This window comes from Cohnella fermenti, assembly GCF_004801405.1.
GTDB lineage: Bacteria > Bacillota > Bacilli > Paenibacillales > Paenibacillaceae > Cohnella > Cohnella fermenti.
The window spans coordinates 103,237-121,520 of record NZ_SSOB01000003.1; the positions used below are offsets into that span (position 1 = coordinate 103,237).

Consider the following 18,284-nt stretch of genomic DNA (forward strand, 5'->3'; position numbering starts at 1 on the left):
ACCTCGCGTTGGGCATTACACTGACGTGCCGGCGCTCTGCTTAAGCGCGGCCGCATGGAGATACTGGCTGTAATAGAAGATCTGCTCGAGCGACTTCTTCCGAATATGGGGTTCGTCGAACTTCATCGGCTTCGAATTCGCCTCGAAGAACCACACCTGACCCGAGACGTCCACGCCGAGGTCCATGGACATCTCCCCCATCTTGTGCTTGGAGGAGCGCTCGATCTGCCGGGCCAGGGTGACGACGGTGTTCTTGACCTTGCTCAGCACCTTGCGCGCCTTGTCTTGCCCGAAGACGGAGATGAGCAGCTTCTCGGGCTCCTCGATGTAGCCGCCGCGGGGGACGTGGGTCGTGATGCTGGTGTCGCCGGCCACGCGCGCCCCGATTCCGGTCAGCTCCCACTGGCCGAATTCGTTCTTCTGGATCAGCGCCCTGAGGTCGAAGGGCCGTTCGTTCATGGAAGCGAGCGAGATGCCCTGCTGGGCGATATACGGTTCTCCGATCACGGACGACTGCTTCAGCACCCGATTCCACAGGCGGGCAAGCGTCGCGCAGCGGAACGTGCGGCTGCCCTTCTCCTCCTGAATCTGCAGCGTGTAGGGGAGGTTCTTCTCGGGCTGCACCCTGACCGACATGATGCCGACGCCGGCCTTGCCCCTTACCGGCTTCAAGTACAGATGGGAGTGGCGCCTCAGCAGGCTGCTCAGCACCGCTATCTCGGTCAGTCTTCTCGTCTCCGGGATGTAGGCCTTCGTCGTCTTGGCGTCGTTCAGCCATTGGAACAAGGACCACTTGTTGAAAAAACGACGGTTGAACAATTGGATGTTCGGATGCCGGGAGAGGGCCATGAGCTTCTTCCGCACTCTCGGCAGCCTCTCGTCCTCCCTCAGCGGGATGCGATTGTAGACGACGTTCGGGCGCGGGAAGTAGGCTCTCGACCAGACGTCTTCGTTTATGTCGTACGTGTACCCGAGCACCGTGGAGCGGCTGAGCTTCAGATGCTTGATCGTGACGACATACGTCATGAAGCCCAGCTTCTCTCCCGTAGCGAGAAGATCCGCGAAGTTCTGCCGATTGCCCCGGAACATCTGGGTATCGTCGTCGATCGTCAGGATGGCCAGAATCGGTTTGTCTCCGAAGCTGTAGTTGGAACGAACGACAATCTCGGGGGAGGAGAGAATCGGATTCATGACGACTCATCCTTCCTGCGGAATTTGCTGAGATACAGGCAATGATCGAGAATGTAGCCGAGCGAAGCCTTGCCTTGCTCCTTCAAGGCCGGATGCTTGAAGATCGAACGGCCGGGCTTCGCGTTCGCTTCGAACATCCAGACTTCGCCGTCCCGGTCGATGCCGATGTCAAGCCCGAGCTCGCCGAGCGTATGCGAATAGTTGCGTTCAATTGCCTCGGACAGGCGGATGGCGACGGTCTTGGCATTGCCGAGCACTTCCGACGCTTTCTCGCCGAAGGTGCGTCCGAGCGCCTGCTCCGGCGTCATGAGGGAGCCGCCGTTCTTGATGTGGGTCGTGACGCTGCCGCGTCCGGCCTTCTTGGCGCCGATCCCGGCGACGACCCATTCGTTGTTGCCGTCCTTGTGCATGTGGAAGCGGAAGTCGATCGGGCAGTTGTCGATCTCCATAAGGCGGATGCCCTGCTGCACGACGTAGCCGGACAATCCGCTGCCGTGCCGCGCCCGCAGCATCCGCATCAGGCTGGCGAAGTTCGAGAACCGCAGCAGCACGTTCTGGCCGTTCCGGCGATACCTGGCGAAGTAGCCTCTCCGCGGATGATACGTCAGGCGGTAGATCCCGTTCCCGAGGCTGCCTCCCGTCGGCTTGTAATACAGGAAGTGATGCTTCTCGAGCATCTCCCGTATCCGCTCCGCGTCCGGATTGTTGATCGACTCGGGCAGGTGCTGCAGCGCCTCGGGGTCCTTGTCGAGCAAGGAGTAGACGTCCGACTTGTTGAAGAAGCTCCAGTTGAAGAACGGGATTCGGCGTCTGACGAAGCGGTCCCGGAGCGTTGTGATCGTCGCTCCCGTCTCCGCCCTCCGGCTCGGGAGGCGGTTGTAGACGACGTCGGGAAGCGGAACGACCTTGCGAATCCAGCCCCCGCCGCCGTCGAGGAACCAGCCGTTGACCGTCTCCTGCTGCCAATCGATGTCTCTCGGCGTGAAGGCGAAGAAGTAGGCTTTCCTCTGTCCGAGCATAAGAAGTTGCTTCACGAACGAGGTTCTCATGCCGAACGGAGAGCCTGAGGAGCGCACGGCGCTGTCCGTCAGAATGCCGATGAGCGGGCCGAGCTGCACCTCCTCGCTGTTCGCGTTCGCGATATAGACGTTGCCGGACTTCGGCACGCGAACGGATCGGCGGAGACCGGCGGAGAGGAAGACGTGATTGCCTTTGCGTTTGATGGTCTTGACGGTGGCCGGCACGATATCCCGCCCGAGCTTGACGTTGATCGTTCTGCGCCCGCCAAGGTTGAGCAGCTTCGCAAGGGGGCTTGAGAACCATACGACTCGCTCCGCTTGCTGCGTGAAATGAACGTTACATTGGGTCAAACTCATGAAATACCCTCCCAGGTGGTCGTAGCAGGATATATCGGGCGTAAGCAAGCGGACGTTCGACGGCACTCGCGGCCGCGGATTCGCCTGCGCACGCCATGGAGGCGCGCCCGGGTTTGGTGTTCGCTTCCAGAAACCACAGTCTTCCGGATCGGTCGATGCCGAAGTCGAGACCAAGCTCGCAGAAAATCCCGTAGGAGCCCTCGAGCCGACCGATGACGTCTCGAGCCGCACGGCGCATCTCTCCAAGCAGGCTTGCACTCTCCGAGTCGCCGAACAGATCGCGGAGATAATCCGATGCGTTAGCGGCTGTGCCTCCGCCGTGAAGGTTGGAGGTGACGCTTCCGAACCGGCCGATGCGGGCGGCGATGCCCGCTTCCGTCCAGCCTCCGTTGCCGTCCCTCTGCATCAGGACGCGCATGTCGAACGATTCGCCCGTCGGTCCCCGAAGATCCAGGTACGGCTGCATAATATACGGCCTGCCTCCGATTGCCCGGTCGATGCGCCCAAGCGCTTCCCCCGCCGGAAGCTTCTCGATCCGGAAGGGAACGTTCGCCCCGTTGCGTCCCCGGACGCGCAGCCGCTCCGGATCGTCCGGGTGACGGGACACCGCGATGACCCGCCGCCCCTTCGATCCGTTGGAGGGCTTGAGGAACGCGGCCCCGTTATGCCGGGACAGCCAGTCGGCGAGCGAATCCGGCCCTTCGTATTCGGCGGTCGGCGGCAGCAGCGAGGCCGTCCGGGCGTCCGCCTTCAGAACGCGGAAGACGCCGAGCTTGCCGGGAAGGCGGCCGTTGAGCAGCGCCGCCCGGGCGCGTCCGCTGCCTTGAAGGCGCCGCAGGCCGGAGCGGAAGCGCCGCCGCTGCAGCGGGTCGCCGGGCCATGCCCGGTCGTAGACGAGGCTCGGTGCCGGAACCGTCTCGCGGCTCCAGCTTGAACCCGCAGGCAGCCAAGCCGTCACGGTGCCGCTCTCTTCGTCGAGAGTCCACGGGGAGAAGGCGAACACGCGGAGCCCATGCCTCGGGCCGGCGGCCGCCAGCCGCCGGATGAAGGACGCTTCGGCGAACGGGGGACTCCCCTCACGCTCGCAGACGGCAACCCCAAGAGAGAGAGAGGGCGGCGGGGAAGGCGAGAACGGCTCCCTAGAAACCGGACAGATAACGGGCATATTGAATCATCGTCCGCACCGACGGGCGGATTTTCCCTTCGTTTAATGGGGTGTTGTCGTTCTTCGACGGCTTGGAATTCACTTCGAGCAGCCAGACGCGGCCGGACGTGTCGATGGCCAGGTCGATGCCGAGCTCTCCGAAGTGCGCTTGAATATGCGTGTCGATCCCCCGCGAGATATCGAGCGCCGCGCGGGTAAGCCTGCTGGTCGCCTCCCCCCGATAGGTCGAGGGAAGGTTGGAGCGCGCGACTGCCTCCCGGACGGTGGCGAGAGTGCCACCGCGTGCGAGGTTCGACACGTAATGCTGGTTGCCTGCGATCCGGCCGACGATGGAGGTGACGACCCACTTGCCGGAAGCATTCTTCTGGGTGAGCGCCCGGAAGTCGATCGGCCGGCCTCCCGAATCGATCAGGGCAAGGCCTTGCTGAATCAGATAACGAACCGTCTTCATCTTGCCGGAGATGACCGAGAAGAACTTGAGCAGGTTCGGATACGTCGCCTTGCGGGTTCCGTTCACCGTTGTGAACGACGCCTGCCAGCCTTCCGATCCGAAGCGGTTAAGACGGATGATTCCCTTGCCCAGACTCCCCCTGACCGGCTTCAGGAAGACGACCGAATACCGCGAGCACATGCTCTTGAGCGTCGTGAAGTTGCGCAGAGAGTGCGACTCGGGCAAGTAACGGAGCACGGACGAGTCGTTCTTGAGAGCCTCGAATACTTCCGACTTGTCGAGGAACTTCTCGTTGAAGACGATAGCTCCATACCGGTACTTGATCTCGGACACGAACTGCTGAACGATGGGCCGATTCTCGAGCTTGCGGCTCGTGAGCCGGTTGTTGACGACATCCGGCGCGGGGAAGTCGGATTGGCGCCAGCCGCCGGAGCCGAGCACCCAGCCGCGTACGCTTCGCAGGCTCTCCTGGATGCCGGAGGGCGTGAAGAAGTACACGAAGGCGCCTTGGGCGCGGCAGGTGTCGACGAGCTCATGGCAGAACATCGTGATCGCCCCGAACGGCTTATCGGGCTGGTCCGGATAATCGCGGCTGACGAGTACGCCGATGAGCGGCCCCAAGGCGAGCGAGCGTGATGCCGACCGGTACTGCAGGCGCAGCGGAGTGCCGGAGCTGACCCCCATCCTTCTGGCGAGCGAGTGACCGATGCGCAAGCCGTCGTAACGGGGAACCGAGACGACCGTGACCGATTGCCGCAAGGAGCCGAATTGAAGCTGAAGCTGCTGCTGAACCGGGATCTTCGCTTGCTTGATCACAGACTCCCCGAGCATGAGGACGTCCTCGGACAGTATTCCGGAGCTGATGACCTGGACGTCGATTTTCGGGGTGGACATATTCGATCTCCTTCCACCTTGTCGAATTCTGTGGCGTAGGCACTCGTAGGCTTCCTTCCCGGGTGCATGCGAGAATACTCCATTGTATGAGGACGAATATCTATCGGTGATTGGCCACTCTTGTCGAAAACCGCTATACTGTTAACGGATATAGAGAATCGGAACGAATGGACAGGATGGAGGAAGGCCGCGATGTTGACAACGAGGCTTGCGAACGGATGGGTGCAGGCGAAGGTGCCGCTTCCGTTCTCTTTGCGTTGGGTGAACGCCTATTTAGCAGGCAACGGTGGAAAATGGGCGGTGATCGACCCCGGGCTGAGGACGGAGGAGACGGAAGCGTTCTGGGAGAGGACTCTTCGGGAGCTTGGCATCGCGTGGAAGGACATCGACTCGATTGTCCTCACGCATCACCATCCGGACCACTACGGCCTCGCCGGCTTGTTCCAGGAACGGACGGGCGCCCCGGTGTGGATCTCGGAGACGTCCGCTGCCTGGGCGGAGAGAATGTGGGGAGAAGTCGAGACCTTCTCCGGCGAGCTGTTGGCCGCGCTGGCGCGGCACGGCTTCCCGGACGAGTTGGCCGAAGGAATGCGGGCGCATCTGGCCGGCGTGAAGCGTCAGGTCGCGCCGCGCCCGCGCGAGCTTGCGCTGCTGCCCGAGCCGGGCGAGCGCTTCCGGCTGGCCGGCCTGTCGTGGGAGCCGATCGCCGGCGAGGGACATGCCCCCGGCCATCGCGCGCTGTACGAGCCGGAATCGGGAGTTATGGTGTGCGGAGATCAAGTGCTCCCGCGCATCACGCCGAACATCGCCTGGCTGCCGGGAGGCGATCCCGATCCCCTGGGCTCATATATTCGCAGCCTGGAAGGGATGCTGGGGCTGCGCGTCAGCCTTGCGCTTCCCGGCCATATGGACCCGTTCGCGGACTTCGACGGCCGCCTCCGCGAGCTGATCGCCCATCACGAGCGGCGGCTGGCGCAGATCGCGGACCTTCTCGACGAAGCGGGCCCGCTCACCGGCTTCGAGCTGTGCGACAGGCTCTTCAGCGAGCGCATCCGCGGCAATTCGCACAACCATCGGTTCGCGATGTCGGAGACGATCGCCCACGCCGAGCGCCTCGTCTTCGCCGGAACGGCCGCCGTTGCTGACGCCGCGGGCCATTCGCCCGTGCGCTACCGCAAGGCGTGAGGGGGAGCGCTCGATGAACGGAATTTTGTCCGGCTTGTCCCGAATCAACCGAACGCTGGAGCGGATCATGCCGCTTATTACGCCCGCCGCCATCGCCGTCGGCGTGCTGCTCGATTGGCGCCTGCGCTCGTTCGAGCATTGGGTGCCCTGGATATTCGCCTTCATGACGCTCGTCGGCAGCCTCAAAATCGGCTTCGCAGACATGCTGCGCGTACTCACTCGACCAACCAAACTGATCGCTCTCATGCTGATTCTGCATATCATCATGCCGCTGATCGGATGGGGGGCGGGACGGCTTTTTTTCCCGGATGATCCTTATCTCGTCACGGGTTACGTCCTTCTGTTTGCGATCCCCACCGGCGTCGTCAGCGTCGTCTGGGTGACGATCTACAGCGGCAATCTGGCGCTTACGTTGGCCCTCATTCTGATCGATACGCTGCTCTCGCCGCTCCTCGTTCCCGCGACCCTTCACGTCCTGATGGGCACGGCGGTTCCGATCGAGACGTGGAGCATGATGAAGGGACTGCTCTGGATGGTTGTTCTGCCGTCGCTGGCGGGGATGCTGCTCAATGAGTGGACGCGCGGGAACGTCAACCGCACGTGGGGTCCGCCGCTGGCTCCCTTCGTTAAGGTCGGCCTGTTCTCCGTCGTCGCCATCAACGGCTCGACGATCGCTTCCGACCTGAAGCACGCCGATGCGAGGCTGCTGGAGATCGTGCTCGTGACGCTCGCAACCGTCGTGCTTGGCTATCTGATCGGCTGGGGCGTGTCCGCCTGGAGACGCTGGAGCCTCGAGGACTCGATAGCCGTGCAATTCAACTCCGGCATGCGCAACCTGAGCGCCGGCGCGGTGCTCGCCATCCAGTACTTCCCGGCCTCCGTCTCGCTCCCGGTCATCTCCGGCATGCTGTTCCAGCAGCTTCTCGCGGCGACCTTCGGCTACCGCATCAGCCGGAGCAGGCGGAAGTCGGAGCCGGATTCGGGGCGGATCTAAGCGCCCCGTTCGCGAGCTCAATTCGAGCGCCGATGTACGTCAAATCCGCCTAACGCCTCGTTTCCGGGCCCAATTCGAGCGCCGATGTACGTCAAATCGGCCTAACGCCTCGGGTGCTGGCTCGATTCGTGCGTCGATGAGCGGGAAACCCGCACATCCAGTTGCTCAATTCATGCCGCTTCTAAACAACTCGCGCCCTTCATGCGTAATCTCGAATCCGTAGCTTCGTGATTCGCTTCCGCCGACACGCCGAATGTACCCTTTCGCGATCAAGCTTCGCAGGACGGCTCTGCACGCATCGTCGCCGAGGTGCAAACAGCGGCGCGTATCGCCCATCGTGAACGGCAAGAACCGGATTATTGCGAAACGCAGAACTTCGCGCTCGTATACCGGAAGCTTGACCAGCTTCGAATCGGCTATCAACCTTCTGCTGCCGATCAGCTCGTAGAGGTCGCGGCGGCAAGCGTCCGGCGTCTTGTCCATCTCGTCCCAACTGAACGGGTAAAAGGTAAACTGGCGATTGCCCAGCGTTCGGATTCGCATTCTCTCGAAGCTGAATCGTTCCCTCGTTAACTTTTCTTCGTGGGCGACGAATCCTTCGGCCTCGAACCCGATGACAAGCGGATCGTGGAAAATATCGATGTAGATTCGGACGCCTGTATTGCTGACCATCTCGTATTCCAGAATCAGTCCATCGAACGATTTGAGCACCGTCCACAGCAATGCGAGCAGTTTTCTTGTTCCGTTCAGATTCTGATTCCGATTCAGCATCTCCAGCCTCTGCCCGGTTGCGTGCTTCTTCTGCTCCTCGATAAAAGCTTCGATTCTTCTCTCCAACGTCATATCCCTGCCCCCACCCTCTCAAATTAAGCACAGCAATAAAAAAAGCCGCCAGCCTCCTGAGGGAGGCCAACGGCATGTGCTTCATGCGCAATACTGCTTATCGAATAACGAACTTGTGCGACGAGACGCGTTTACTAGAATTTGCCACAGAGCGGACCCGGTGTCCAGTCTTCCGGCTCGGACTGTCGCCCGTGACTGTCGACCGTGACTGTCGACTGTGGTCGTCGCCCGCTCACTCCTCCGCTTGAATCGCCTCCAGGGCGGCTTCCCGTTCGGCCTGCTTGCGGTGCGCGATGCGGCTGGAGGCTGCGGCGGCGATGGCGCCGACGATGTCGTCGAGGAAGGTGTGGCAGTCCTTGCCGTTCTTATCGTTGAGCTTCTTCAGAATCCCCGGCTTGAACTTGTCGACGTAGCCGAAGTTGGTGAAGCCGATGCTGCCGTATACGTTGACGATGCTGAGCGCGAGCACTTCGTCGCACCCGTACAGCCCTTCGTCGTTCTGAATCATCGCTTGCAGCGGGGGCAGCAGCTTGCCTTCCTCAGCCAGCATATCGAGCTGGATGCCGGTCAGAATTGCGTTCTGAACCTCCCGCTTGGAGATCACGCGCTCTACGTTCGCGATGCATTCGTCGAGCGTCAACTCCGGAAAATAATCCTTCTGCAGCAGCATAACCAATTGCCCGATCTGGCCTTTGGTAACTCCGCGCTTGGCGAGCCACTGGTCTGTCGCCTCGGCGACTTCCTTGCTGTTCAGTCGATAACCGTTCGCTTCCGACATGAACGACACCTCTTTTCCGACCCCCGTCTTGATCGTTCCGCCTCCGAGCGGCTAAGCTCTGCGGCTAAACTTGGCCGATTCGAAGGACAAACCGTTCATACATTAGGTTGGGGTCTCGTATATATAGTACTACATTCGGGGAGGTCGGTGATACCGGTCTAACCCTGCTGGGGGGAATTGGAATGAAGCCGATAACCGGCCGTAAACATGTTCGCAAGGCATTAGCCGTATTGCTCCTGCTGCCGTTCGCCGCGGGCTGCAGCATGGGGGGCTCGTCTCCGGGCACGGCGGCGATCGATCCGCCGCCGTCGGATCTCGAGGAGCAGATGGTGAACGCAGCCGCAGATCCCGCGATGGCTTCGCTCGCATCGGACAGCGACGGGCTGACCGTGTACCTGCAGGACGGGAACGGCTTCGTCGCCCCGATGACGCTGCGGCTGTCCGAGGAGGCTTCGGGCAAGTCGAAGGAGGAGCAGGCGATCGCCTGGATGACGCAAGGGCAGGTCGCGGCGGATCAACTGCCGGCGGGCTTCACGCCGCTGCTGCCCGAAGGCTCCAAGATCCGCTCCGTCACGAAGGACGAGCAAGCCTCCTCCGTCACGATCGACTTCGACGGGACGTTCCCCGCCATGCCTGCCGACCAGGAGCGCAAGGCGATCGAGGCTCTTGTCTGGACGATGACGGAGCTCCCGAACGTCAAGCAGGTGCTCTTCACCGTCGACGGAGAGCCGCTGCTGCTGCTGCCGGCCTCGAAGCTGCCGATCGACAAGACGATGTCGCGATCGATGGGCATCAACGTCGAGCAGGCGGCAGGACTTACGCCGAGCCGCTCCATGGCGGTGACGCTGTACTTCGCGGCGCGCTCGACGGACGGCGAAGGCTACTTCGTGCCGGTCACCCGTCTGGTCGATCGCCAACCGGACAAGAACCGGGCGGCGCTGCAGGAGCTGATCAGCGGCCCGCTGAATACGAACGTGCTCAAGCCGGTCGTCGATTCCAGCATCGCGATCGATAAGGTCGGCGAGGCTGACGGCCTGCTGAACGTCGAGCTGAAGGACGCTTCCTGGGAGCCGGAGATGCTCGTTCCGGCGACGACGGTCCAAGCCGTTGTCCTTACGCTGACCGAGGTGAGCGGAGAGCCGAAGATCAAGCTTGCGATCAACGGAACCGACTCCTTCAAGGACACGAACGAGCAATCGTACGTCGAACCGATCAGCCGTCCGCTGGAGATCAATGCTCTGGAGCGCTAAAGCCTCCCTCAGCGGATAACGCCGGGGCCGGTGATGCGAACGTCGGTGGACACTTGGAACTTCGCTTCGGGGTAGGATGCTTCCCAAGCCTTGAATTCCTTGTCCTTGCCGAAGTGCTGGGCCAGATAACGAAGACCGAAGCCGTAAGGATCGGCGTCCGCATCCCGGAGCTTGACGAGCAGCTCTTCGACCTGCTTCGAGAAGCGCTGCCCCATCCGCTGCTCCAGCCCGTGCCAATCCTTCTCCAGCAATTCGGGCGCGCTCTCCTCAAGGACGCCGCTGACTTTGATCTTCAGCCGGACGGTGGGGGCATCCCCGGCGGAGATGCGGACTTTGGTGCGGATCTGGGACACATACATCACGACCCGCGTTCCATCCTCCATGGGCAGCACGAGCTCCGACTTGGAGGAATCCGCCGAGGTCATCTTAAAGAGCTGCGTCTCTTCCGCACTAAGGAAGAGGCGCTGTCCCTGTTTGTTGGCGACGACGGATTTGTCGATCACATAGGTTCGATTGTGCGCCCGGATAATAGGGAGGATCGGATCGATTCCCCGCTCCTTGATTTTGCGAACCAGATCGAAGAGGAACGTCGTTATCGTATAAGGCGATTCCGTCCCCTCGTTGCCGAAGCTGAGGAACAGCGCATTGCCCGGATAGCGTTCGGACTTCGGTTCGACCTTCAAGACGGCAAGGGCATCGGGCTCGCCCACGCCGAAGTACGAGATCATCTGAATGTCGCGCCGTCTGGAGAACCAGCTCATCGTCTCGGGGGTTGCCTTTTCCAACAGGGACTTGCCCAGAATAAACATTCGGCAGTGGCCGAATTCCAGCTCCTTGTCCACATGCGACTTCAGCAGCCGAACCCCTTCCGCAATGGAGGGGGCATCGACCGTCTGGATCTCGGTTCGCGAGGAACCGCTCTCCACTCGAGCCGCCGTGATGGCGAGCCTCAGAGAGATGCGATATGGCTTCTCCGGATTGTCGGTCATATCGATGCCCGTCGTTACGACGTAGAATCGTTTGTCGATATCCTTCATGCCGCAGCCGCTTGCGAGCACACACGCGATCAAGGCCAGGACGATTCTCTTCATCGGCGCCTCCTACTGCCCGCTGGACGCGGACGACGGGGGAGAATGCGGTCTTGTTGCCGCCCGGCGCTTCTCGATAATCGCCAGCACGACGATCAGGATAAAGCTCATGATCTCGAACAGGAAGCGGACGCTCAGCCACGCGCCGGTCGCCCACTGGCTCCTTCCTTGGTTGGCCCAGAGCGAGAACAGGAAGCAGAGCGCCCCGAACACGGAGCAGAGAAGCCAATTCGTCTTCGGTACCGGCACCTGCTCCGGCTGAGGCTTGGAGCGGGGATGGCTGGCCTTGATATACTCCATCGACGCATGGAACACGTTCATCATGAACATGAGCGACAGCAGGGTGAACATGATCAGGAAGAGGAACAGCACCCGCTGAATGAAGCCGTACTTCAGGAACATCGAATCGGCGGTTACGCTCCACACGTAAACATATTGCTCGACGCCGACCGTGCCGTGTAAGCCGATGGGGATAAAGAACGACACGAATCCGAAGAACGCTCCAAGCAGCGGAATCGCCCACAGATGGTTGATCCGGAAGTTCGCGGGGAAGAGCCGGTTGAACAGGGTCAGGTTCAGGTAGCCGGTGAAGAAGAACGTCGCCGCCGCCAGCACCTTGAAGGAGGGGAACTCGCTCACGTACCCGGCGACGACCCGCACGGCATCCCAGCTCATATACGGGTTGGTCAACGCTTTGGCGAGAATAAACACGAGGAACGGCAGGCACAGCCAGAACAGAATCTCGTTCGCGAACTGAACCGTCCGGGTCGATCGCGAACCGGCGAAGACGCTTGCCACGATGACCAGCAGGAGGAACTGATAATGGTTCATGTCCGGGTTGAAGAACATCCCGATCGTCTGAGAGAACGTATAGGTGACGATAACGGCTCCTCCGAGCCACAGCAGGCTGGACAGGTAGAGCATGACGGCGACAAGCCATGGCGGCATGAAGCGCTTGAGAATCTCGGGAAGCCCCATCTCGGGGAACTGCCGGTAGCTGCGGATCGTTCCGATGGACATGACCGTTCCGATCGCAATGCTTAAGAGAATGCCGCTGACGGCGCCATTGAACCGATTCTGAATGAGGATAAACGGAACGAACAGCATGACGTTCATCATGCCGATGTAGAAGACATGGTAATAGAAGTAACGGTTCAAGACAACTCACCTCGATTGTTGCGATTGCCGCTGATCCCGCTTCAGATTGATGGCCAGATAAGGCTGCCCGAAGCTGCGCAGGTGACAGAGGTAGACGACGATCAGGAAGATGGCCACGATGATGCCTACCATTCCGTAGAACGTGGCGACCAGGACAAAAACATACTTAAGAGCCCGGATGCTGTAGCTGAACGAGCTGTTCGGAATGACGAAGTTGGAGATGGCGACGACGGACGTGACGATGATCATGATGCTGCTGACCAGTCCCGCTTGCTGCGCGGCTTGCCCGAGAATGAGCCCGCCCACGGTAGCGGCCGTCGAGCCGACGAACCGGGGCAGCCGGATGCTCGATTCGATCAGCGCTTCGATCATAAACAGCATGATGAACACCTCCACGAAGGAGGGGTAAGGAACGGCGGCCCGGCTTCCGTCGATGGAGAACGCCAATTGCACGCGGAAGAATTCGGGATTGTAGGAGCAAGCCGCAATATAGAGGGCGGGCAGCGTCATCGACAGAATCATGCCAAGATAGCGGAAAAAAATAATGATTCTCCCCATCCAATAAGGCTCGTAATCGTCGTCCATCGCGTGCATGAAGTCGAAGAACCGAACGGGAAGCGTAACGGCGAATCGGCTCCCGTCGACCAGGATGGCGATTTTGCCTCGTTGTATGAGCTGGGCGACCCGATCCGGGCGCTCCGTCTGAAGCGTGATCGGGAACATGCTGAAGCGGGTGTTTCCGATGAACATGGCGAGCTGACCCGCCGCCTGGATCAGCTTGGGCCTGATCTTGTCCAACCGCTTGTGAAGCTCGTCCAGCGAGCCGCCGTCGACCTTCAGCCTGTCGTAGACGACCATGATTCGCGTGCCCGACAGCTCGCCCTTCTGCAACTGCTCGGCGGTTAAGCTCGGGACGTTGTACCGGAGACGCAGCAGGTACATGTTCATGTCGAGGTCTTCCGTGAAGGAGGACTGCGGCCCTTGCAGCGAGGCTTCGACCTCGGTATTGCCCGGCTCCTTCTGCATCTTGCGGATGGCCGCGAAGGAGTAAACCTTCTCCTCGTACTGGAGGAGAACGCAGCCCTTGAGCAGCATCTCCGGCCACTTCTTCGGCTCGTCGGATTCGATAAACGAGAGGCCCGTCTTCAGCATTCGTCTGAATTCGTCCGGATCGAAGCGATAGGAGAACGGGACCAGGATGGCATCCTTGACCTGAACGATGTCGCACATGCCGGGGAAGAAGCATAGCTCCAGGCGCGAGAATCCGTTGTCGAGAACCTCCGTGACCATATCCTTCGAATCGCCGAATTCGGCGCGCATCTGCTCGATCATCGGATGTCCTCTCTTCCTGGCTCCCATTCCCACCAATGGATAGCTTGCCCGTTCTCGCGGATATCATGCCGGAGAGCGGACGGACGGATGGACGGACAGCTGGACGAACAGATAGACGGATGGACGGATGGATGGATGGATGGATGGACGGACGGCTTGCGAGGGGCTTGCGTGCGGCTTGCGGGCGAACGGCCTCGGATGCTTTTGTACGAATACTTTGGTAAAATGGGGGAGGTTTGACGATCGAAAAGTTGGTGTCAGGAGGAATGACGATGCGAGGAGACGGAAGGCAGCCCCGCGATCTGCGGCCGTTCGCCGTTACGCTTCAGCCGAATAAATACGCGGAAGGCTCCGTTCTTATCGAGATGGGAGATACGAAGGTGCTCTGCACCGCCACGATAGAAGAGAAGGTGCCGCCGTTCCTGAAGGGACAGGGCAAGGGGTGGATCAATGCGGAGTACTCCATGCTGCCGCGGGCGACCCAGGTGCGGAATCCCCGCGAGTCGGTTCGAGGCAAGCTGGGCGGCCGCACGATGGAGATTCAGCGGCTGATCGGCCGGGCGCTGCGATCGATCGTGAACCTCGAGGCGCTCGGAGAGCGCACGATTATGCTCGATTGCGATGTCCTGCAAGCGGACGGAGGGACGCGGACGACCTCGATCACGGGCTCGTTCCTCGCGCTGGCGCTTGCCGTCCACAAGCTGTCCGCAGCGGGCAAGTTCGGCGCCAAGTATCCGCTCGCGGATTACCTGGCTTCCGTAAGCGTCGGCATGCTGAACGGACAGGCGCTGCTCGACCTGAACTACGAGGAGGATTCCAAGGCCAAGGTGGATATGAACGTCGTGATGACCGGGCAAGGAGCGTTCGTCGAGGTTCAGGGGACGGGAGAGGATTCCCCGTTCGCGAGGGCGGAGCTGGACGCGATGCTGGAGCTGGCGGAGAGCGGCATCGGGCGCCTGATCGCCTGGCAGCGCGAGGTGCTCGGAGAAGCGGGACTTAAGATCGGGGGAATGCAAGCATGATCAGACCCGGGGATACGCTGTTGATCGCAACCCGCAACGGCGGGAAGGCGAAGGAGTTCGCCGAAGCGTTCGCGAAGCTCGGCGTCGCCGTGAAGGACCTGCGGGAGGTTCCGGACATTCCGGACATCGAAGAGACGGGGACGACGTTCGAGGAGAACGCGCTCATCAAGGCGAAGACGGTCGCCGATCTGACCGGCCTGCCGGTGCTGGCCGACGACTCGGGGCTGTGCGTCGACGCGCTTGACGGGGAGCCGGGCGTCTATTCGGCGCGCTACGCCGGTCCGGGATGCTCGGACGCGGACAACAACGCGAAGCTGCTGCGGGAGCTGAGCGCCCTTCCCGAGCTTCCAGCGATCGACATCGAAGCGCCGGCGGGAAGGCGGCTGCTCAGCGCGGGCCGGTTCGTCGCTTCGCTTGTCCTGTACGAGCCGGCTACGGGAGAGCGGACGACGGCGAGGGGAACGATCGAAGGCTATATCATGGACGGCGAGCGCGGCGACGGGGGCTTCGGCTACGATCCGCTGTTCTACGTGCCGGAGGATCGCCGATCGATGGCCGAGATGAGCGTGGCGCGCAAGAACGAGATCAGCCATCGCGGCCGCGCGCTGCGGCTTCTGCTGGACAAGCTCAGATAAGCGATATCGACGGGGGTTCCCCAGGCCGCGACGGCCCGGGGGACCTCCGTCTTGCTATGGGAGGGCGGAGGTCCGACCGTTTCTGTTTCGATCAGACGATTCTGACCTTGTAGTGGCGAAGCCAGAAGTCGAATTGCAGCAGGTAAGCGAACAGTTGCGGAGCGGACATCAACTGCCCGAACCAGGGCAGGTGGGAGGTGCTGTCTGCGGTTATCGCCATCTCGCGAACCTTCGGCACGTTGATCAGCGGAAGGAGCGGCGAGGAGGAATCGTCAAGCTTCTCGAGCAGCAGGCTCTTGACGGTGTTCAGATAGCCTGGATTATGAGTCTTCGGATAAGGGCTCTTCTTGCGATACAGAACTTCGTCCGGAAGCGCGCCGGTCAGCGCCTTGCGCAGGATGCCCTTCTCCCGACCGCCGGCCATCTTGAGCTCCCACGGGATGTTGAAGACGTAATCGACGAGCCGATGATCGCAGTACGGCACCCTCACCTCGAGGCCGACCGCCATGCTCATCCGGTCCTTCCGATCGAGCAGCGTCGGCATGAAGCGGGTGATGCTCAGATAGGACATCGCACGCATCCGGCGCTCGGCGTCGGATTCCCCGGGTAGATGCGGAACCTCCGCGACCGCTTGGGCGTACCGGTCTCCGAGGTAGTCCATCGGCCGCACCTTCTCCCGCAGCTCGTCGGACATGACGCTCTCTCTCAGCTCGGGGAAGAGCGACCAGCCGAACGTTCCGGCATTCAGCGCCTCGGGGCGGTGGAACCACGGATAGCCTCCGAAGATCTCGTCGGCCGCCTCCCCGGAGAGAGCGACCGTCGCGCCCTTCTTGATCTCCCGGCAGAACAGGTAGAGCGATGCGTCGATGTCCGCCATGCCGGGGGAATCCTTCGCGAGCACAGCCGCTTCCAGCGCGCCGACGAGCTCCGGGGTATCGAAGGTGACGTAGTGGTGCTCGGTGCCGAGGTAGTCGTGCATCTTCTTGATCCACGGGGCGTCCGAATTCGGCTGGTAGGCGTGCGCGGTGAAGTACTTGTCGTTGTCGACGTAATCCACCGAGTACGTGTGGACTTGGTCGTGCCCGGTCCGGGCGTAATACCGGACGGAATGGGAGGTCAACGCGCTCGAGTCGAGGCCGCCGGAGAGCAGGGTGCAGAGCGGAACGTCCGACACGAGCTGGCGCTCCACGGTATCGAGCAGCAGCTCGCCGACGCGCTCGGCCGTCGCCGCTTCGTCGTCCTCGTGCGGCCGGCTCTCCAGCTTCCAATAGGCGGACATTCGCATGCCGTCGCGATTGTAGATGAGGCAGTGTCCCGCCTTCAGCTCCGACATATCCTTCCAGACGCCCTGGCCGGGCGTGCGCGCGGGGCCGATGATGAACAGCTCGGCGAGCCCTTCGGCGTCGATCTCCGCGGGGACGTCCGGGTGCGCGAGAATCGCTTTCGGCTCCGAGCCGAACAGCAGGCGCCCTTCTTCCCGGCGGAAGAACAGCGGCTTCACGCCGAGCCGGTCCCGCGCCAGGAACAACTGCTCCTTCTCCGTCTCCCAGATGGCGAAGGCGAAGATTCCGTTGAATTTATCGAGGCACTCGGGTCCCCACTCCACGTACGAGAGGAGGAGAACCTCCGTGTCGCACGTCGTGCGGAACGAGTATCCGAGCGCTTCGAGCTCCTTCCTGAGCTCGGGGGCGTTGTACAGCTCCCCGTTGTAGACGACGACGCAATCGTGGTCCTCCGCTTGCTTGGACGGTCTGACCATCGGCTGGGCTCCGCCGACGGGATCGATGACGCTGAGCCTTCGATGACCGAAGGCGCAATGCCGGGACAGCCACGTTCCCGAGGCATCGGGGCCCCGCAGCTCCAGCGTTCGCGTCATGCGCTCGACGACTTCCGATTGCTTCGTCAGATCCTCTTGCCAATCAATCCAGCCCGTTATCCCGCACATGTCATGCATTCCTCCCTAGAGATCGGCCGACGCAGTCCGAAGCGGCCGACAGCGAAACGAGACTTCTCGAGAGTTATCGAGATTTACCGAGAGTTACCGAGACGAACCGAGATAAACATCCCGCTTACACCATATTCCGCTAACCGCCGTTTTGCCCCTCGGCGGCGCCGGGGAGTCGGCGAAGGGCGACATAAGATCCGGGGAAATGGGCAAGCTGAATGGGAACCAGCACGCGGATCTGGAGAGCTCAGGAAGGCAATCGGAGGAATTCTCGCATGATTACGATTCGGAAGGCGGCATTCCGCCGGATTCTCGACCGGGGCGGCCAGCGCTTCGCCGAAGTCGAGCTCGAGACCGACCAGTCGAGCGCGCCGCAACTGCTTGCCTACTTCCGCAGGGAGGGCAGCGGTCGCTATCAGCTCGTTCGGATCATCTTGAACGATTCGGCGGCAGAAGAGGACGAGGCGAGAGCGGAGAGCAGCAGGCGCAGCGAGCCGGAATTACTTGACCTCACGTCGGTTCTGTTCGCCGGACCGAACCACGGGGCGCTGGAGGACCGAGCCGAGTTCGGATGGCGGATTCTCGAATACGGGGACATTCGCAGCCAATTGGATCGGCAGCTTCTTTGATCAATTGAGACGAAGACCTGCTAAGGAGGAATCGCAATGGCCAAGGGAAGGAAAAAAAACAAGGGGAACGATTACGCGGTCAGAGGCGAGCAGTTCGCCGAGAACGTCGTCAAGGTGACGAATGCGGAGCCGCATCCCGCGCAGAACGCGCCGGCAACGCCGCATAATCGTTGAAGCGGCGGCCGCTCCGGCGCCGGATGAGCTGTCGTGTCGGCCGGCGGCTAGGCACGGAGAGCAATCGCGCCGGACGAGCAGTCCGCCGGGCGGGCAGTTATGCATAGAGAGCATTGCGCCGAATGAGCCGTTATGCCGAACAAGCAACCCCACCCCGCCTGGACGCGGAATGGG

At 61.5% G+C, this 18,284-nt stretch carries 17 protein-coding genes; 7 read left to right on the top strand and 10 right to left on the bottom strand.

Going from position 1 to position 18,284, the window contains the following annotated elements; translation table 11 throughout:
- Positions 1-15: 15 nt before the first annotated feature.
- Genes E6C55_RS03435 through E6C55_RS03450 form a run of 4 tightly spaced genes read right to left on the bottom strand, consistent with a single transcriptional unit; the run spans position 16 to position 5,077 of the window.
- Positions 16-1,191, bottom strand: coding sequence for a YheC/YheD family endospore coat-associated protein (locus E6C55_RS03435; protein WP_136368380.1), 1,176 nt, complete (start codon positions 1,189-1,191; stop codon positions 16-18).
- Positions 1,188-2,567 (bottom strand): YheC/YheD family endospore coat-associated protein, encoded by a 1,380-nt coding sequence (locus E6C55_RS03440; protein ID WP_136368381.1) that lies wholly within the window; start codon positions 2,565-2,567, stop codon positions 1,188-1,190. Before E6C55_RS03440 ends, E6C55_RS03435 begins: the two co-directional genes overlap by 4 nt.
- Entirely contained in the window at positions 2,548-3,732 is a 1,185-nt protein-coding gene (locus E6C55_RS03445) for a YheC/YheD family endospore coat-associated protein (RefSeq protein ID WP_136368382.1), read from the bottom strand. The genes E6C55_RS03440 and E6C55_RS03445 overlap by 20 nt, the downstream gene beginning before the upstream one ends.
- Positions 3,707-5,077 carry a YheC/YheD family endospore coat-associated protein gene (locus E6C55_RS03450; protein ID WP_136368383.1) on the bottom strand — a complete coding sequence of 457 codons (1,371 nt, stop codon included), beginning with the start codon at positions 5,075-5,077 and terminating at the stop codon, positions 3,707-3,709. The genes E6C55_RS03445 and E6C55_RS03450 overlap by 26 nt, the downstream gene beginning before the upstream one ends.
- Before the next feature lie 192 nt (positions 5,078-5,269).
- Between E6C55_RS03450 and E6C55_RS03455 the strand changes: the two genes are divergently transcribed.
- Both E6C55_RS03455 and E6C55_RS03460 read left to right on the top strand, forming a co-directional pair.
- Positions 5,270-6,262: an MBL fold metallo-hydrolase gene (locus E6C55_RS03455; RefSeq protein WP_136368384.1), complete on the top strand. Its 993-nt coding sequence runs from the start codon at positions 5,270-5,272 to the stop codon at positions 6,260-6,262.
- Between the two features lie 13 nt (positions 6,263-6,275).
- Positions 6,276-7,256 carry a bile acid:sodium symporter family protein gene (locus E6C55_RS03460; protein ID WP_230986513.1) on the top strand — a complete coding sequence of 327 codons (981 nt, stop codon included), beginning with the start codon at positions 6,276-6,278 and terminating at the stop codon, positions 7,254-7,256.
- A 165-nt stretch (positions 7,257-7,421) separates the two neighbouring features.
- On the opposite strand, the gene E6C55_RS03465 is transcribed toward E6C55_RS03460, so the two are convergent.
- The gene (locus E6C55_RS03465) at positions 7,422-8,099 is read right to left on the bottom strand and encodes a hypothetical protein (protein ID WP_136368385.1); all 678 of its coding nucleotides are present in this window, start codon (positions 8,097-8,099) and stop codon (positions 7,422-7,424) included.
- Positions 8,100-8,331: 232 nt separating this feature from the next.
- The gene (locus tag E6C55_RS03470) at positions 8,332-8,877 is read right to left on the bottom strand and encodes a phosphatidylglycerophosphatase A family protein (protein WP_136368386.1); all 546 of its coding nucleotides are present in this window, start codon (positions 8,875-8,877) and stop codon (positions 8,332-8,334) included.
- Between the two features lie 182 nt (positions 8,878-9,059).
- Between E6C55_RS03470 and E6C55_RS03475 the strand changes: the two genes are divergently transcribed.
- Positions 9,060-10,127 (top strand): GerMN domain-containing protein, encoded by a 1,068-nt coding sequence (locus E6C55_RS03475; protein ID WP_136368387.1) that lies wholly within the window; start codon positions 9,060-9,062, stop codon positions 10,125-10,127.
- A gap of 8 nt (positions 10,128-10,135) precedes the next feature.
- On the opposite strand, the gene E6C55_RS03480 is transcribed toward E6C55_RS03475, so the two are convergent.
- The 3 genes from E6C55_RS03480 to E6C55_RS03490 are packed head-to-tail and all read right to left on the bottom strand — an operon-like array spanning position 10,136 to position 13,705.
- Positions 10,136-11,218, bottom strand: a complete 1,083-nt coding sequence (locus E6C55_RS03480) for a Ger(x)C family spore germination protein (RefSeq protein ID WP_136368388.1) — start codon at positions 11,216-11,218, stop codon at positions 10,136-10,138.
- Between the two features lie 9 nt (positions 11,219-11,227).
- Positions 11,228-12,373, bottom strand: a complete 1,146-nt coding sequence (locus tag E6C55_RS03485; protein ID WP_136368389.1) for a hypothetical protein — start codon at positions 12,371-12,373, stop codon at positions 11,228-11,230.
- Positions 12,374-12,379: 6 nt separating this feature from the next.
- Positions 12,380-13,705 carry a spore germination protein gene (locus E6C55_RS03490; RefSeq protein ID WP_168735439.1) on the bottom strand — a complete coding sequence of 442 codons (1,326 nt, stop codon included), beginning with the start codon at positions 13,703-13,705 and terminating at the stop codon, positions 12,380-12,382.
- 272 nt (positions 13,706-13,977) lie between these two features.
- Between E6C55_RS03490 and rph the strand changes: the two genes are divergently transcribed.
- Positions 13,978-14,727 (top strand): ribonuclease PH, encoded by a 750-nt coding sequence (rph, locus tag E6C55_RS03495; RefSeq protein ID WP_136368391.1) that lies wholly within the window; start codon positions 13,978-13,980, stop codon positions 14,725-14,727.
- Positions 14,724-15,362, top strand: a complete 639-nt coding sequence (gene rdgB / locus E6C55_RS03500; protein ID WP_136368392.1) for an RdgB/HAM1 family non-canonical purine NTP pyrophosphatase — start codon at positions 14,724-14,726, stop codon at positions 15,360-15,362. The genes rph and rdgB overlap by 4 nt, the downstream gene beginning before the upstream one ends.
- Positions 15,363-15,453: 91 nt before the next feature.
- On the opposite strand, the gene asnB is transcribed toward rdgB, so the two are convergent.
- On the bottom strand, positions 15,454-17,307 hold the full coding sequence (gene asnB, locus E6C55_RS03505) for an asparagine synthase (glutamine-hydrolyzing) (RefSeq protein WP_136368393.1): 1,854 nt from the start codon (positions 17,305-17,307) through the stop codon (positions 15,454-15,456).
- Positions 17,308-17,582: 275 nt separating this feature from the next.
- Here asnB and E6C55_RS03510 point away from each other — a divergent pair, with 275 nt between their 5' ends.
- Both E6C55_RS03510 and E6C55_RS33595 read left to right on the top strand, forming a co-directional pair.
- The gene (locus tag E6C55_RS03510; protein WP_136368394.1) at positions 17,583-17,936 is read left to right on the top strand and encodes a hypothetical protein; all 354 of its coding nucleotides are present in this window, start codon (positions 17,583-17,585) and stop codon (positions 17,934-17,936) included.
- Between the two features lie 36 nt (positions 17,937-17,972).
- A complete protein-coding gene (locus tag E6C55_RS33595) occupies positions 17,973-18,110 on the top strand; it encodes a hypothetical protein (RefSeq protein WP_168735440.1) in 138 nt (45 codons plus the stop codon).
- Positions 18,111-18,284 lie beyond the last annotated feature (174 nt).